General features: G+C 61.4%; 13 protein-coding genes. 1 reads left to right on the forward strand and 12 read right to left on the reverse strand.

The annotated features are described in order from the left end of the window. Window positions 1-17 precede the first annotated feature (17 nt). The 7 genes from AC1U7K_RS16165 to lepA all read right to left on the reverse strand — a co-directional run bounded on the left by AC1U7K_RS16165 (window position 18) and on the right by lepA (window position 8,041). Complete coding sequence (locus tag AC1U7K_RS16165; protein ID WP_480252621.1) at window positions 18-977, reverse strand: KpsF/GutQ family sugar-phosphate isomerase; 960 nt, start codon at window positions 975-977, stop codon at window positions 18-20. After that, entirely contained in the window at window positions 974-1,813 is an 840-nt protein-coding gene (kdsA, locus tag AC1U7K_RS16170) for a 3-deoxy-8-phosphooctulonate synthase (RefSeq protein ID WP_480252623.1), read from the reverse strand. Before kdsA ends, AC1U7K_RS16165 begins: the two co-directional genes overlap by 4 nt. Before the next feature lie 261 nt (window positions 1,814-2,074). Next, window positions 2,075-3,676, reverse strand: a complete 1,602-nt coding sequence (locus AC1U7K_RS16175; protein WP_480252625.1) for a CTP synthase — start codon at window positions 3,674-3,676, stop codon at window positions 2,075-2,077. Continuing rightward, complete coding sequence (kdsB, locus tag AC1U7K_RS16180; protein WP_480252627.1) at window positions 3,673-4,452, reverse strand: 3-deoxy-manno-octulosonate cytidylyltransferase; 780 nt, start codon at window positions 4,450-4,452, stop codon at window positions 3,673-3,675. Before kdsB ends, AC1U7K_RS16175 begins: the two co-directional genes overlap by 4 nt. Next, window positions 4,445-5,476 (reverse strand): D-glycero-beta-D-manno-heptose-7-phosphate kinase, encoded by a 1,032-nt coding sequence (gene rfaE1, locus AC1U7K_RS16185; protein ID WP_480252628.1) that lies wholly within the window; start codon window positions 5,474-5,476, stop codon window positions 4,445-4,447. The genes kdsB and rfaE1 overlap by 8 nt, the downstream gene beginning before the upstream one ends. A 10-nt stretch (window positions 5,477-5,486) precedes the next feature. Then, window positions 5,487-6,233: a signal peptidase I gene (lepB, locus tag AC1U7K_RS16190; RefSeq protein ID WP_480252630.1), complete on the reverse strand. Its 747-nt coding sequence runs from the start codon at window positions 6,231-6,233 to the stop codon at window positions 5,487-5,489. Next, window positions 6,233-8,041, reverse strand: a complete 1,809-nt coding sequence (gene lepA, locus AC1U7K_RS16195; protein ID WP_480252773.1) for a translation elongation factor 4 — start codon at window positions 8,039-8,041, stop codon at window positions 6,233-6,235. Before lepA ends, lepB begins: the two co-directional genes overlap by 1 nt. A gap of 110 nt (window positions 8,042-8,151) precedes the next feature. On the opposite strand from lepA, the gene bioA reads away from it, so the two are divergent. Next, a complete protein-coding gene (bioA, locus tag AC1U7K_RS16200; RefSeq protein ID WP_480252632.1) occupies window positions 8,152-9,606 on the forward strand; it encodes an adenosylmethionine--8-amino-7-oxononanoate transaminase in 1,455 nt (484 codons plus the stop codon). On the opposite strand, the gene AC1U7K_RS16205 is transcribed toward bioA, so the two are convergent. From AC1U7K_RS16205 to AC1U7K_RS16225, 5 genes are all read right to left on the reverse strand, one after another. After that, entirely contained in the window at window positions 9,545-10,621 is a 1,077-nt protein-coding gene (locus AC1U7K_RS16205; RefSeq protein WP_480252633.1) for an AI-2E family transporter, read from the reverse strand. The genes bioA and AC1U7K_RS16205 overlap by 62 nt on opposite strands. A 71-nt stretch (window positions 10,622-10,692) precedes the next feature. After that, window positions 10,693-11,493, reverse strand: coding sequence for an SAM hydrolase/SAM-dependent halogenase family protein (locus AC1U7K_RS16210; RefSeq protein ID WP_480252634.1), 801 nt, complete (start codon window positions 11,491-11,493; stop codon window positions 10,693-10,695). Window positions 11,494-11,552: 59 nt separating this feature from the next. Beyond that, window positions 11,553-12,029 carry a transcription elongation factor GreA gene (gene greA, locus AC1U7K_RS16215; protein ID WP_480252636.1) on the reverse strand — a complete coding sequence of 159 codons (477 nt, stop codon included), beginning with the start codon at window positions 12,027-12,029 and terminating at the stop codon, window positions 11,553-11,555. A gap of 66 nt (window positions 12,030-12,095) precedes the next feature. Then, window positions 12,096-15,380 carry a carbamoyl-phosphate synthase large subunit gene (carB, locus tag AC1U7K_RS16220; RefSeq protein ID WP_480252637.1) on the reverse strand — a complete coding sequence of 1,095 codons (3,285 nt, stop codon included), beginning with the start codon at window positions 15,378-15,380 and terminating at the stop codon, window positions 12,096-12,098. A gap of 61 nt (window positions 15,381-15,441) precedes the next feature. Beyond that, on the reverse strand, window positions 15,442-16,386 hold the full coding sequence (locus AC1U7K_RS16225; RefSeq protein WP_480252638.1) for a M48 family metallopeptidase: 945 nt from the start codon (window positions 16,384-16,386) through the stop codon (window positions 15,442-15,444). Window positions 16,387-16,390: the final 4 nt, after the last annotated feature.

Raw genomic sequence — 16,390 nt, forward strand, 5'->3', positions numbered from 1 at the left:
GTGCCGGCTCGGCCACGTTACACAATGCCACTTTTCAAGAGGTCATGGAGGTGAATCACCCCGACCAGCGCCCCGTCGCCATTGACAACCGCCAATGAGGTAATTGAAAACTGCTCCATGGTCTGGACGGCACGGGCGGCAAGCGCATCGGGTTCGATCGTCTTCGGTGACCGGCTCGCCACGTCCCCGACGACGGTCGTTGCGAGATCAACGCCGCGCTGCAACAAACGGCGAAGATCGCCGTCCGTCAGCACACCGACCAAGCGGCCGGCATCGTCGAGAACCGTCGTCATCCCTAGCTTCTTCCCGGTCATCTCCAAGATCGCATCACGCACGCTCGCTCCGTGAGCGATTCTCGGGATGGCGTCACCATGATGCATGAGATCACGGACCTTCAGCAATAGGCGACGACCCAACGTCCCCCCGGGGTGAAACTGCGCGAAATCCTCTTCCTTGAAGCCACGCCGGTCGAGCAACGCGATCGCCAGCGCATCGCCCATCGCCAACGTGGCCGTCGTACTCGCCGTCGGGGCGAGACCCATCGGACACGCTTCTTCGCTGACCGAGACGTCGAGCACCACATCGCTATTTTTCGCGAGCGTCGATTGCGGCCGTCCCGTCAACGCGATCACCGGGATGTTGAGCCGCTTGACGAACGGAAGGAGCTTGAGCACTTCCTCGGTCTCACCGCTATTCGAGAGCGCAATCATCGTATCGTGCCTCGCCAGCATGCCGAGGTCGCCGTGGATGCCTTCAGCAGGATGGAGAAAGAAGGCCGGTGTCCCGGTGCTGGCCAGCGTCGCGGCAATCTTCTGGCCGATCAATCCCGACTTGCCCATGCCGGAGACGACCACTTTGCCCGTACAGGTGAGCAGAAGCTCGACCGCGTCAGTGAACCGGTGATCAAGTCGATCGACGAGCTTCGCAATGGCACGAGCCTCGATGTCCAGCACCCGCCGCCCCTGCTCGATGCTCATGAGAACGACTCCCCGCCCTTTCCCGCCACTCGAGCAATCGCGACCAGTCGTTCGAGCAATGGTTTCAAATGATGCAAGGGGACCATGTTCGGACCATCCGAGAGCGCACGATCTGGATCAGGATGGACTTCCATGAAAAACGCATCGCAGCCCGCTGCCGCGGCGGCGCTGGCCAGCGGTGTAATGAACTCACGTTGTCCGCTCGAGCGGGTGCCGCCGCCACCGGGGAGTTGCACGCTGTGTGTCGCATCGAACACCACAGGGTAACCGAATGCGCGCATCACAGGCAACGATCGCATATCGACGACCAGGTTGTTGTACCCAAAGGAGGCGCCGCGTTCCGTCAGCAGAATGCGCGTGGTGCCGCTTTCCTCAAGCTTCGTCACCACGTTTTTCATATCCCACGGTGAGAGAAATTGCCCCTTTTTCACGTTGACGACGCGTCCGGTCTTCGCGGCCGCGACGAGTAAATCCGTTTGCCGGCAGAGAAAGGCCGGGATCTGCAGGATATCGACGACCGCGCCTGCCGCCCGCGCCTGCTCCGCCGTATGAACATCGGTAAGCACGGGCACACCGAGCTGCGCTTTGACCTTCGCCAACGCCTCGAGTCCCTTCTCGATCCCGGGACCGCGGTATGAATGAATCGAGCTCCGGTTCGCCTTATCGTAAGACGACTTGAAGATGTACGGCATGCCGACCGCCCGAGCGATGTCCGCGATGCGCGCCGCCGTCTCGAGCACGAGACCTTCGCTCTCGATGACACACGGCCCGGCAATCAACGCATGCGGCTGATCGCCACCGATCTTGAACGGACCGATGTCCACTTCACAAATCATGGCTCCCGCCCGAGACCCTGACAAAGGGGACGCTCAAAATGACCATCCAACAAGGCCGCAGGCGAGCAAACACCGGAGGCGTTGATTGTTCTCACCCACCCGCCCTGAGTCTGCCGAGACAGGCTCTCCTCCCCTCTGGGGTACGTTGAGGGCGCACGGTGCGACGAATAAGTCGCACCGTGTTTGTGCGCGCCGCCGAGATGGTGAGACGGCAGGGTTCCACAATCTCTAACGCAGTGGGGCGGCATTTTCAGCGTGCCATTATTGCCCGCATTTTCTTCTCAGCGCCGCCCCCACAAACCCGCTGAACAGTGGATGCGGATGGTGCGGGCGCGAGTTGAACTCGGGATGGAATTGCGTGGCGACGAACCACGGATGATCGGGCAACTCGACGATTTCGACCAGTTGGCTGTCCGGTGAAACGCCGCTGAGCACCAGGCCGTGCTTGGTCAGCGCCTCGCGATAGGCATTGTTGAATTCATACCTGTGGCGATGCCGTTCCTTGACCTCGACCACACCGTAGGCCTTGTGCGCCAGGCTCCCCTCGACGATTCGACACGGATAGGAGCCTAATCGCATCGTGCCGCCCTTTTCATTCACGCCGCGCTGCGTGGCCATGAGATCGATCACGGGATGCGGCGTCGCCGGGTCGAACTCGGCGCTGTTCGCTCGCTCCAGGCCGGCGACATCCCTCGCGAACTCGATCACGGCGCACTGCATGCCCAAACACAGTCCCAGGAACGGAACACCGTGCTCACGGGCATAGCGGATCGTCTGAATCTTGCCCTCGATCCCGCGCACGCCGAATCCACCGGGAATCAGAATCCCGTCAAGCTCGCGCAGCAGCCGTTCCGTCCCCTGCCGCTCGATGTCTTCCGACTCGATCCAGTGAATCGTGACGCGCGTCTCATGGTCGATCCCGCCATGGACAAGGGCTTCGGTGAGGCTCTTGTACGATTCCTTGAGGCCGATGTACTTCCCGACGAGGGCGATCGACACCTCATGTTTGGGATGCTTGATCTTCTGCACCATCGCATCCCATTCCCTGAGGTTCGGCGGACCGGTTTCGAGGTGCAGCATCCGGACGATCAATTCGTCGAGGCCTTCTTTCCGGAAGACGATCGGCACCTCGTAGACGGTCTCGACGTCCTTCGCCGTGATCACGGCGTCCTTTTCTACGTTGCAGAACAGCGCGATTTTGGCTTTCAAATCCGGTGGGAGATAACGATCGGTGCGACACAACAGAATATTGGGCTGAATACCGATCTCGCGCAGCTTGTTCACCGAGTGCTGTGTCGGCTTGGTTTTCAATTCGCCCGCCGCGCCGATGTACGGCACCAAGGTCAGATGCACGTAGAGCACGTTCTCACGGCCTACGTCGTACGGGATCTGGCGAATCGCTTCGAGGAACGGCAGGCTTTCGATATCGCCGACGGTGCCGCCGATTTCGACGATCGCGACATCCGCGCCCTTCGCGACATCGACGACCGATCGCTTGATCTCATCCGTAATGTGCGGGACCACCTGCACGGTTCCCCCCAGGTAATCGCCACGCCGCTCCTTCGTGATGACGGTGTGGTAAATGCGACCGGTCGTGTAATTGTTCTCACGTGACAACGTGAGCGAGGTGTAGCGCTCGTAGTGGCCGAGATCCAAGTCGGTTTCCGCCCCGTCTTCGGTGACAAAGACCTCGCCGTGTTGATACGGATTCATCGTGCCGGGATCGACGTTGATATACGGATCGAGCTTGAGGAACGTAATCTTCAACCCTCGGCTTTCGAGTAAATTGCCGATCGAGGCCGAGGCCAAGCCCTTGCCAAGGGAAGAGACCACGCCGCCGGTCACGAAAATGAATTTGCTCATAGGCCCCCTTTCGACTGCGGCTGAAGCTGCGCCGCGAGCACCTGCGCCGCGGCAGCGACATCGTTCGGTGTATCAATACGAAGCGACTGATGGCTCGTCTCCCACACCTTGATGCCGATTCCGTGTTCCAACGCACGCAACTGTTCGAGTTTTTCTGTCTCTTCCAACATCCCCGTCGGTAAGGCGGCAAACCGCTTGAGCGTTTCGCGACGAAAGATGTAGACACCAAGATGGATAAAGTACAGGTCTTTGGGGAATGCACTGGTCACCCTGTCCCGCCAATGAGGGATGGGAGCCCGTGAAAAATAGAGGGCCCATCCCGCCTGATTCGTCACGACTTTCACAACGGCCGAATTCTCCACCTCATCCCATGACGTCAGGCGCCGTTTCAGCGTCCCCATGCCGGCCTCGCTCGCGACGAACGGCGTGACGAGATCGGTGATGAGCCGATCGTCCATGAGGATTTCATCACCTTGCAGGTTGATGAAGATCTCCCCTGGCATCTGTTCCGCGACAGCCGCGACTCTATCGGTACCGGTCCGAAACGGTTCGGCCACGAGAATCGCGTCACCACCGAACCGCGTGACCGCATCGTGAATCCGCCGATCATCGGTCGCAACGACCACCTGGCTGACGCCGGTCGCCCTCACAACCCGCTCGTAGACGTGGCGGATCAGCGGTTGGCCGGCAATCGTTGCGAGCGGTTTTCCTGGAAAACGGGAGGAACCAAACCGCGCAGGGATGACGACGGTCACCCGAGGCGATGGGTTAGCCATGAAGGACTGCCTCGTTGAGTTGCGCCGCGGTGACAGTCGCCGTGCCCACCATGCCGACGACGATCCCGGCCGCATGGTTCGCCAGGATCGCGCTATGGGCCATCGACGCCCCTGTTGCCTGCGCCAAGGCCAATGTCGCAACCACCGTATCGCCGGCCCCCGTGACATCATAGACCTGCCGCGCGACGGTGGGAATATGGAGCGTGGTCCCGTCGGATTCAAACAGGCTCATGCCCTTTTCCCCGCGCGTGACGAGCACGGATTGGCATCCCAACCGCTGGCGAATCGTTTCGCCGGCTTCGCAGATCGCCGTGTCGTCGTCCCCGTGGACGCCGGCCGCCTGCGTGGCTTCGAGATGATTCGGTGTGACCACGGTGACATTCTTATAGAAGGAAAAATGCTCCACCTTTGGATCGACGATCAACGGAATCCGCCGGAGCGTCGCCAACCGAACCAGCTCCGCCATCAGCGGCGCCGTCACCACGCCTTTGGCATAGTCGGACACCACCAGGCAGCCGATCTCCCTGAGCCGCGATTCGACATGCCGAATGATCCGCCGTTGATAGAGCGGCTTGATATCCTGACGGTGCTCGACATCATAGCGAACGATCTGTTGATTGTGGGCGACCACGCGCGTCTTCCGTGTGGTCGGCCGTTCAGGATCGATGATGATCCCGCCGCGTCCCTGTCGGTTGGCCCCCAGTTCGGCGAGCAGCCGGCGACCGCCTTCATCGGCGCCCAGTACGCCGCAGATTTCCGCCCGTCCGCCCAACGCCACGATGTTGCTATAGACGTTGGCCGCGCCGCCGAGCTTCAAGGATTCAGACTCCACATGGACGACGGGTACCGGCGCTTCCGGCGAAATGCGGCTGACCTTGCCCCAAATATAATGATCGAGAATCAAATCACCGATGACCAGGACGCCCGCCTGCGGGAACCGTTGGATGTGGCGCTGAAGGGTACGCGGATCGGCTGGCTGCGGGCGCTCGCGGTCCTTCGGCTGCGTTCCGGGCTTCCGTTCCATGGGCGCTCCGCTATCGGATGGCTTGACCGATCCGTTCCCAGCGAACCCAATGCGTCCAATCGCCGTGGCCGCTCCACGACCAGTAGATGCGGAAGGCCTTGCCACGGATCTTCTCGGCACGGACGTATCCCCAGAATCGACTGTCGAGGCTCTGATCACGGTTGTCGCCCATCACGAAATAGGCGCCTTCGGGAACGGTGACGGGCCCGAAATTATCGCGCGGGTTGATGGCGCCGTTGATGATTCCCGGATCGACCCGTTGGGTGTAGGCTTTATCGTCGAGCGGCTGACCGTTGACGTAGACGACCTTCTGACGAATTTCGATCGTGTCGCCCGGCAAACCGATGATCCGCTTGATGAAGTCTTTTTCTTCGTCCTCGGGGTAGCGAAAGACGATCACATCGCCCCGCTGCGGGTCCCCGAACGCGATCACGGTATGGGAGGTATAGCACGTCACCGGTGGAAAGCTGACGCGAAACTTGCAGTCACCGGGCCACTGGACGCCATAGGACAGCTTGCTGACGAGGATATGATCGCCGATCAGGAGCGTGGGAATCATCGACCCGGAGGGAATCTTGAAGGCCTGCACGACGAACACGCGAATCGCGAAGGCGAGCAGCATCGCGAGCACGATCGCCTCGGCGTATTCGCGGAGAATGGATTTCCGGCGAGGCGGTGCGTCGGCCACGCTCGCGGGGACGACCGATTCGGAAGCGGTGCGCGTGGCCTCGTCTAGGCGGGGTGGCTGAGGCTCCATTACTCCCCCGTCACCTTCAGGAGAGCCAGGAAGGCTTCCTGCGGGACTTCGACGCGCCCGACCTGCTTCATCCGCTTTTTGCCTTCTTTCTGCTTCTCCCACAATTTTCGTTTCCGGCTGATGTCACCACCATAACACTTCGCGGTCACGTTTTTCTTGAGCGCGCCGACCGTCTCCCGCGCGATGACTTTGTTGCCGATCGCCGCCTGGATCGCGATTTCGAACATTTGCTTGGGGATCAGCTCTTTCATTTTTTCCGCAAGCTGACGGCCGCGGGCATAGGCTTTCTCGCGATGCGTGATCAGCGAGAGCGCGTCGACCGTCTCCCCATTGAGCAGCAGGTCGAGCTTGATCAAATCGGACTCGCGATAGCCGATCAATTCATAATCGAGCGAGGCGTACCCCTGGGTTTTCGATTTCAGTTTATCGTAAAAATCGAGGATGACCTCGTTGAGCGGCAACTCATACGTCAACATGACCCGCGTTGGGTCGAGATACTGAAGCGCGACCTGAACACCGCGTCGCTCCTGGCACAGCTGCAGAATGCTGCCGACGTACCGTTCGGGCGTGATGATCGTCGCTTTGATGAACGGCTCCTCGAACTTCTCGATTGCCGAAGGTGCCGGCAGCTTCGCGGGATTGTCGATCGAGAGCACCTCGCCGTTGGTCGTGTGGACACGATAGACGACGGTCGGCGCGGTGGTAATCAAGGTCAACCCATACTCGCGTTCCAATCGCTCCTGAATGATCTCCATGTGCAGCAAGCCCAAGAAGCCGCATCGGAACCCGAACCCGAGGGCGAGGGACGTTTCAGGCTCATACACGAAGGAGGAATCGTTCAAGCGCAGCTTCTGGAGCGCGTCGCGCAGGTCTTCGTATTTCGCGGTATCGGTCGAGTACAGCCCGCAGAAGACGAGCGGTTTGACTTCCTTATAGCCGGGGAAGGGCGAGTCGGTCGGCCGCGCCGCGTCGGTGAGCGTATCACCGATCTTCACGTCCGCGACCTCGCGCATGTTCGCGCAGACGTACCCTACCTCGCCGGTTGAGAGTAGCTCGGTCTTCGTCCGCTTGGGGGTGAACTGGCCGACCTCGGTGATCTCGAACACCTTGTCGTTCGACATCACGCGGATCTTCATGCCGGGCCTGATCGTGCCGTCGATGACCCGCGTGAGGACGATCACGCCTTGATAGTTGTCGAACCAGGAGTCGAACACGAGCGCCTTGAGCGGCTTGTGCGGATCGCCGGACGGCGGCGGGATCCGGTGGATGACCGCTTCGAGGACTTCGCGCACGCCCTTCCCTTCCTTCGCGCTCACGAGCAGCGTCTCGGTGACGTCGAGGCCGAGCACGTCATGAACCTGCCGTTTCACGCCTTCGATGTCGGCGCTCGGGAGGTCGATCTTATTGATCACGGGGATGATCACGAGGTTGTTGGCAATTGCCAAATACGCGTTCGCGATCGTCTGCGCCTCGACGCCCTGCGTGGCGTCGACGAGCAGCAGGGCGCCTTCACAGGCCGCCAGGCTCCGTGACACCTCATAGGTAAAGTCGACATGGCCGGGCGTATCGATCAAATGCAACGCGTACGTCTGCCCGTCGTCGGCTTTATACCGGATCGCGACCGCATGGGCCTTGATCGTGATCCCCCGTTCACGCTCCAAGTCCATCGCGTCGAGGATCTGTTCACGAAATTCACGGGCGGTGATGGCGCCCGTGATCTCGAGGATCCGGTCGGCGAGGGTAGATTTCCCGTGATCGATATGGGCGATGATGGAAAAGTTGCGAACGTGGCGCTGCGAGTCCGACATCATGTGGAAAATCGGTTCATTATATGGACCGCTCTGCACGTTGTCAAAGAATTATCCCCCTCACTATAATCGCTCCTCGCACACGATTTCCATTCAATCGAGCCGTCCTGATGGCGTACAGATCAACCGCGGAGACGAAGGCACTCGCTCGGTGGGACCGACGCTACCTGTGGCACCCCTTTACGCAAATGCGCGAGTGGGAGCAGGAGGAACCCATCATCATTTGCCGCGGGAACGGTATCTACCTCTATGATACCGACGGGCGGCGCTATCTCGATGGCGTCTCCTCGATTTGGGTGAATATCCATGGCCACCGTCATCCGGTGCTCGATCGGGCGGTGCGACGCCAACTCGACGAAGTCGCGCACACCACGCTTCTCGGGCTGTCGAACGTGCCGGCCATTCGGCTCGCCAAGGAACTCATCCGTCTCGCACCGAAGGGTCTCAGCCGCGTCTTCTATTCGGATGATGGGTCGACCGCCGTCGAGGTCGCGCTCAAGATGGCGGTGCAATATTGGCAGCAGCAGAGCACTCCCGCTCCGCGCAAGCGCACCTTCGTCAATCTCCGACTCGCCTACCATGGCGATACGGCAGGCGCGATGAGCGTCGGAAACATCGACCTGTTTCATGAGCGGTTCCATCCCCTACTCTTTCCCACGCTGCGCGCGGATGCGCCCTATTGCTACCGGTGCCCGCTGAAGCTTTCCTATCCGTCGTGCAGGCGCGCGTGCCTAGAGCCGATTCAACGTTTGCTTGAGGAACGCCACGAGGAAATCGCCGGCGTCGTCATCGAGCCGCTGGTGCAAGCCGCGGCCGGCATGCTGACCGCGCCGCCCGGATATCTTCGACACGTTCGTGAACTCTGCACCCGGTACGGTGTATTGCTCATCGCCGACGAAGTGGCCACCGGGTTCGGCCGCACCGGGAAGATGTTCGCCTGTCAGCATGAGGGCGTGACTCCCGATCTGATGGCGATCAGCAAGGGCGTGACCGGCGGCTACCTTCCCTTGGGCGCCACACTGACGACCGACACGATCTATCGGGCATTCTTGGGTGACTACGCGGAGTGGAAGACCTTCTTCCATGGCCATAGTTATACGGGCAACCCGCTCGCCTGCGCCGTGGCGCTCGCGAATCTCAAGGTCTTCCGAGACGAGTGCACGCTGGCCGCCCTGCAACCGAAGATCAAAGCATTGACTCATCTGCTCCAGCCGCTGATCAGCCATCCGCACGTCGGTGACGTGCGACAGCGCGGCTTCATGGTGGGGATCGAACTGGTGCAGGACAAGACGACCCGCGAGCCCTATCGACTCGAGGCCCGGATCGGGCATCAGGTCGCGAGAGAAGCACGCCGCCGTGGCCTCCTGCTGCGCCCGCTCGGTAATGTCATCGTGCTGATGCCGCCGCTCTCGATCCGCATGGCCGAATTGCGCGCCATGGTGGGGATCGTGAGCGAAGCCATAGCGGTTGTCACCAAAGACGGCGGCTCTCGCCGCTCCACCGCTACGCGGCCGGCTTCTCGACGGTCAAGTACTCCTCGCGGTAAATCTGGATCGCGGTCATGAGGATGGCCAGGAGAATCGGCCCGAGGAACAGTCCGATCATCCCATAGGCCGCAAGCCCGCCGACAATACTAAAGAAGAGGAACAAGACCGGCAGTTGCGCGCCTTTGCCGATCAGCAGAGGGCGCACGATGTTGTCCACCATCGTGATCACCCCGGCTCCCCACGCGAGCATCACGACGGCCTTCACGATCGAGCCGCTCCAATAGAGATACCCGGCGACGGGCAACCACACGAGCGCCGTCCCGCCAAACGGCAGCGGCGCCAACAAAGCCGTGAGCGCCATCAAGACGACCGGGAACGGCACACCGAGGACGCCATAGGCCGCGCCGGCCAGGAGGCCCTGCACGAGCGCGGTGATGATCACGCCTTTGACCACGGCGCGCAAGGTGACATCGAGGCGCTCAAAAATCTTCTGCTTGTGCAACTCGTCCAACGGCGTCACGTCGTACAGGTTCCGATACAGACGATCGCCGTCCTTGAAAAAGAAGAACAGCGTGAAGACCATCACGAGGAAGTTCATCACGAGCAGGAAGAGGTTCGTGGCGAGACCGGCGACCTGTTCGACGAAAAACCCGCTGAGCGCTTTGAAATTCTGAAGGAGCGAAGCTTCCAGATCGCCTTGCGAGGCAATCAGCCGCCCGAGCACGGGCTGCACGTACCCGCCGATGATGGGCCACTGGGACAGCTCACCGGGGATGCGCTTGAACCCGCCGCTCTCGATCCATGCCTTGGTGGTCAAGTAGGCCGCGCCCGCCTCCTCGATCAATTGAATGATGAAGAACACGAGCGGCACGACGACCAGGCCGAGGATGGCAATGGTCAGCAGCCCCGCCGAGAGGCCTTCTCGCCCGCCCAGCCACGTCGTCAACCCGCGATGCAAGGGATAGGTGATATGGGCGAGCACGACGGCCCACAGCACCGGCAAGAAGAATGGGCGAAAGATGACGGCAATCTGATACAGCAAGAGCGCCAGAACCGCGAAGAAGCCGACGGCGAACAGTTGTCGCTGTGTCATGCCAGGCAGGCCGTCGGGAAGGGCAGGGGCGCACCAATCATGATCTGTAGTACCGCCACGCGCCGGCGCTGTCAGGTGACTTCGAGCGGGTCACCACGGCGGACCTTGAGCACATCCGCGGCGCGCCCCTCCTTGAGGAACACTTCCAACTGTCCGTTGCTGTTGATCAACGCGCGCGGCTCTTGGGGCGCGCCGTCGGCATAGCAGTCCACGAGGCCGTCGATCGTCACGCCGCCGACGCGGATCAGGACCGAGGAGCGTTTCGTCACATTCCGAATCTCTTTCAGATGCAGCGGCGTGATGTTGGATATCAGATTGCCGAAATGGTCGATGTAGACGATCCGGCCGGCGAAGAGCGGGCCCTGCCATCCCGGCTCAGTGATGGGCAGTTTCACGAAATCCCGCACGAGCCGGCCATAGGTCCCAGGCACCTGCCCTCGCGTCAGCCACGCGGCCGCCGGGGCGAACAGATCCCGACCGTCGAAGGTCGCGCCTTCGGAATCCAGCCGGTACTGGCGATTCTCGATCTGGCGCACCTCGACCGACAGCTCTTCGTCATAGATGTAACTCAAGAGACCGTTGTCCGGTGCCACGAACAGATAGCGGGACGTCGTGACGAGCAGCGGACGGCGGGTACTCCCGACGCCGGGATCGACTACCGCGACGTGAATCGTCCCTTCCGGGAAATAGCGGTAGCACGACTTGAGGAGATAGGCGGCCGCCTCGATATCATGCGCCGGCACCTCGTGCGTGAGATCGACCACCCGCGCTTGCGGATTGATGTTGTAGATTACCCCTTTCATGCTCGCCACGAAATAATCGCGCGAGCCGAAATCGGTCAGCAGGGTGATGAGCGAAATCGCGGTGGGCATAGCGGCCACGGCCTCAGGTCAAGGTTGACGCCAGGAGTCACGTCTCGGCCTCAGCTGTCTTACTCATCCTCGAACCGAATGTCCAAGACTTCGTATTCCACGACCTTCGCGGGCGTCGTCACTTCCACCTGATCGCCGATTCGCTTGCCGATCAAGGCGCGGCCGACCGGCGACTGAACCGAGATCTTCCCGTTCTTCAGGTCGGCCTCGTCCTGCCCCACCAGCATGTACTGTTTCTTCTCGTTCGATTGAAGGTCCAAGAGGGACACCGTGGCGCCAAAGACGACGGTCTCGCTCGTGCGGTTCGCCGTCTCGATGATCCGCGCGTCCGCGAGCTTTCCTTCGAGCTCGCTGATGCGCGATTCGATAAAGCCCTGTCGTTCCTTGGCGGCGTCGTATTCCGCGTTCTCGCTCAAATCGCCGTGCGCGCGGGCCTCGGCGATGGCTTCGATGACCTTCGGGCGCTCCACTTTCCGCAATCGATCCAGCTCGGCTTTCAAGGCCTCATACCCTTTACGCGTAATCGGTGTCGGCATAGTCTCTCCACACCAGCAACAGTCGATGAACGTAACTGATGGTTGGACAACTGACGGACGCGAACATCATCGGGCCCGATGATGTTCTTGCAGCGATCGAATGCTCAAGCCTTTTTTTTGTTGTGCCTCGATCCCCATGACGGCGGCACGGGCGCCGCGCATCGTCGTGAAGTAGGAGACGCCTTGCTGCAGGGCTTCACGACGGATGGCGGCCGAATCGGCGTGTGAGGCTTCACTGCCGACCGTGTTCACGACCAGGCTGATCTCACCGTTCTTGACATGATCGACGATATGCGGCCGACCCTCCTTCACCTTCTTGACCAACTCTACGGCCAACCCGTGCTCATGGAAGTACGTCGCGGTGCCGCGTGTCGCTTCGATGGCGAATCCCAGGCGAATCAGCCGTTGTGCCACTTCCAGGGCCGCCGGCTTGTCGTGATCCTTGACGCTGATGAAGGCCTTCCCGTTCGTCGGCAGCGGCGACCCGGCCGCGTCCTGCGATTTCGCGAAGGCCCAGCCGAAGTCCCCGTCGATCCCCATCACTTCACCCGTCGACTTCATCTCGGGACCCAACAGCACGTCGACCCCGGCGAACTTCGTGAACGGGAACACGGCTTCCTTTACCGCCACGTACGATGGGAACTGCACGTCGGTGAAGTGCAACTCATCCAACGTTCGGCCGAGCATCACCTTCATCGCGAGCTTGGCGAGCGGTGCACCGATGGCTTTGCTGACGAAGGGAACGGTCCGCGACGCGCGCGGATTCACCTCCAGCACGTACAGACATCCGTTCTTCACCGCAAATTGCGCATTCATCAGCCCCACCACGCCGAGTTCGAGCGCCAACGCGGTCATGTCCCGGCGGATCTGCTCGATCATCCCGCCGTTGAGCGTGTATGGCGGCAACGAGCAGGCCGAATCCCCGGAATGCACGCCCGCTTCTTCAATGTGCTCCATGATCCCGGCCACCACCACGCGGCGGCCGTCGGAAATCGCATCGACGTCGATCTCAATTGCGTCTTCCAAATACTTATCGATCAAGACGGGATGGTCAGGTGAAGCCTTGACCGCCGTCGCCATATAGGCCAGGAGTCCCGCTTCATCGTAGACGATCTGCATCGCCCGGCCACCGAGGACATACGACGGCCGCACCATCACCGGATAGCCGATGCTCGCCGCGACACGCACCGCCTCGCCTACCGAGCGCGCCATCCCGCTTGCCGCTTGCCGAAGGCCGAGCCGATCCAACAGATCGCGGAACCGCTCGCGGTCCTCGGCACGATCGATCGCGTCTGGACTGGTGCCCAAGATCTTCACGCCCGCGCGTTCGAGCGGCAAGGCGAGCTTGAGCGGGGTCTGCCCCCCGAACTGGACGACGACACCCATCGGACGCTCGCGCTCCACGATGTTGAGGACGTCTTCCTCGGTGAGCGGTTCGAAATAGAGCCGGTCGGACGTATCGTAGTCCGTGCTCACCGTCTCGGGATTGCAGTTCACCATGATCGTTTCGATCTGCTCCTCCCGAAGCGCGAACGCGGCGTGCACGCAGCAATAGTCGAACTCGATCCCTTGACCGATGCGGTTCGGACCGCCGCCCAGGATCATGACCTTTCGGCGCTCAGTGGGGCGAGCCTCGCACGTTCGTTCATACGTCGAGTAAAGGTACGGCGTCTTGGCTTCGAACTCCGCGGCACACGTATCGACCCGCTTGTACGTCACGCCCCACGGCTGCTCCCCATTCGCGGCTGCTTTCCGTCTGCGTTGCACCTCCCCTTGGCTAAGCCGGGTGAGCTGTGCGATCCGGCGATCGGAGAACCCGAGCCGTTTGGCTTCGCGGAGCCAGGAAGGTTCGAGATTCGAGGTTCGAGGTTCCTCGGAGGCCGGCCCTCCAGACAGGGACCTGAGCTGCATTTCAAATTCGACGATCTCGCGGAGCTGCTCGATGAACCAGGGATCGATATGCGTGAGCGCAAAGAGTTCCTCGCTTGACATGCCGAGCCGCAGCGCGTCGGCCATCTGCCAGAGGCGGTCGGCGTGGGGCACACGCAAGGCCTCTCGAATCCGCCCGCGAATCTGCTCCTGCTGAGCCGGATCCGGCAGGCCGTAATCCAGCCCGTGCAACGACACCAAGCCGTAGCGATCGACCTCCAGCGAGCGGATCACCTTCTGGAGCGCCTCTTTGAACGTCCGCCCCATCGCCATGGCCTCGCCGACCGATTTCATCTGCGTGGTCAGCGTCGTGTCCGCGCCGGGAAACTTTTGAAAGGCAAAGCGTGGCATCTTCACGACGACATAGTCGATCGTCGGCTCGAACGAGGCCTTCGTCACCTTCGTAATGTCATTGGTGATTTCATCGAGCGTGTAGCCGACCGCAAGCTTGGCGGCGATCTTCGCGATCGGGAAACCGGTCGCCTTCGAGGCGAGCGCGGAGCTACGCGAGACCCGCGGGTTCATCTCGATTACGACCATGTCGCCGTTCTTCGGATCGATCCCGAACTGGATGTTCGAGCCGCCGGTATCCACGCCGATCTCGCGGATGATCCGCACGGCCGCGTCGCGCATCACCTGGTATTCCTTGTCCGTCAGCGTCATGGCGGGCGCGACCGTGATGCTGTCACCCGTATGAATGCTCATCGGATCGACATTTTCGATCGGGCAGACGATCACGACGTTGTCTTTGAGGTCGCGCATGACCTCCAGTTCGAATTCCTTCCACCCGATGACCGACTGCTCGATCAGCACTTGATGCACGGGGCTCATGGTCAAGCCCCATTCGACATGGTGTTTGAACTCCTCCACGTTGTACGCGATGTTGCCGCCGGTCCCGCCCAGCGTAAAGGACGGCCGGACGATCGCCGGAAAGCCGATCCGTTCGATCTGCCGTTCGGCCTCGCCAAGTGACGTCGCGATCCCGCTGTCCGGTGTCTTCAATCCAATCCGCCACATGGCACGGCGGAACGCGTCGCGATCCTCGGCCTTGTGGATCGCTTCCTCGGAGGCGCCGATCAACTGCACCTTGTATTTGGCGAGCGTCCCGCGCTTGGCCAACCCCATCGCGGTATTGAGCGCCGTCTGGCCGCCCATCGTCGGCAGAATCGCATCCGGCCGCTCCCGTTCGATGACCCGCTCCACGACGTCGAGCGTAATCGGCTCGATATACGTGCGGTCGGCAAGTTCGGGATCGGTCATGATGGTCGCCGGGTTGCTGTTGATGAGGATGACGCGGTAGCCCTCCTCCTTCAGCGCCTTGCAGGCCTGCGCCCCGGAGTAATCGAACTCGCACGCCTGCCCGATGACGATCGGCCCCGAGCCGATCAACAAGATGCTTTGGAGATCCGTCCGTTTTGGCATAGCCCTCGGTTCACTGTTACGCGTCCAAGCCCAACATCAATTGACAGACGCGGTTCATGATTCATCCCGTTCTGGGCACCGGACCGATGATCGGCGGCAGCGGCGGCGCAGGTGGCGGCGTCGTCGCATTGGCCGGTCGATAATATTGCATGGCGTCCGGAAGCCATGCTTCGATTTGATTGATACGCGTGATATCGGATGGGTGCGTTGAAAGAAATTCCGGGATCGCGGTCTGCGAGCGAAAGCACAGTTTGCCGATGAGCTGACGCGGGCAGCCGCTCATCCGCTCCCAGAAGGGCACCGCCTCCCGCGGATCGTAGCCCGCCTCCGCCATGAGCCGCAGTCCGATGTAGTCGGCCTCAGACTCTTGCCGGCGGTTGAATGGTAGTGAGACGCCGATCCCGTACGCGCTCATTGCGCCCATCGCCACGCCCGGATCGACGCGTCCCGCCGCTGCTCCCGCGATCGCCCCGATCTGCGCAATGGACTCGAGCACGCTTCGGCTCATGCGCTCTGCCCCGTGGCGCTGAAGGGCGTGTGCCACCTCGTGTCCCATCACGGTCGCGAGCCCGGCTTCATTCTTGGTGACCTTCAGCAAGCCGGTGAAGACCGCCACCTTTCCACCGGGCAAGGCAAACGCGTTGATCACCTTGTCGTCCTGAATCACGGCGAACTCCCAGTGGTACTCGGGCTTGTTGGCCACGGCCGCAATCCGCTCGCCGACGCGGTGGACCATTTCGTTGATCTCCGGGTTCTCGTTGAGCCGGGCTTGGCGGAGGACTTCGTGAAACGCCTTCACCCCCATCGCGATTTCTTTTTCTTCCGAGATGAAGATGAGCTGGTCGCGGGCAGTGCCCGGCGCGCGATAACAGCCACTCAGGAACTGGAGCAGCGAGCCGGCCGTCGAGACGGCGAACAGGCCCTGCAACGCCAGGGAAAGCGCGCTTCGCCGGGTGACCGGCCTCAGCCACCACTCACTCCGACGTCCGCTCCGGTCGATCTCCACGGTC

This window comes from Nitrospira sp. Vd2, assembly GCF_979581665.1.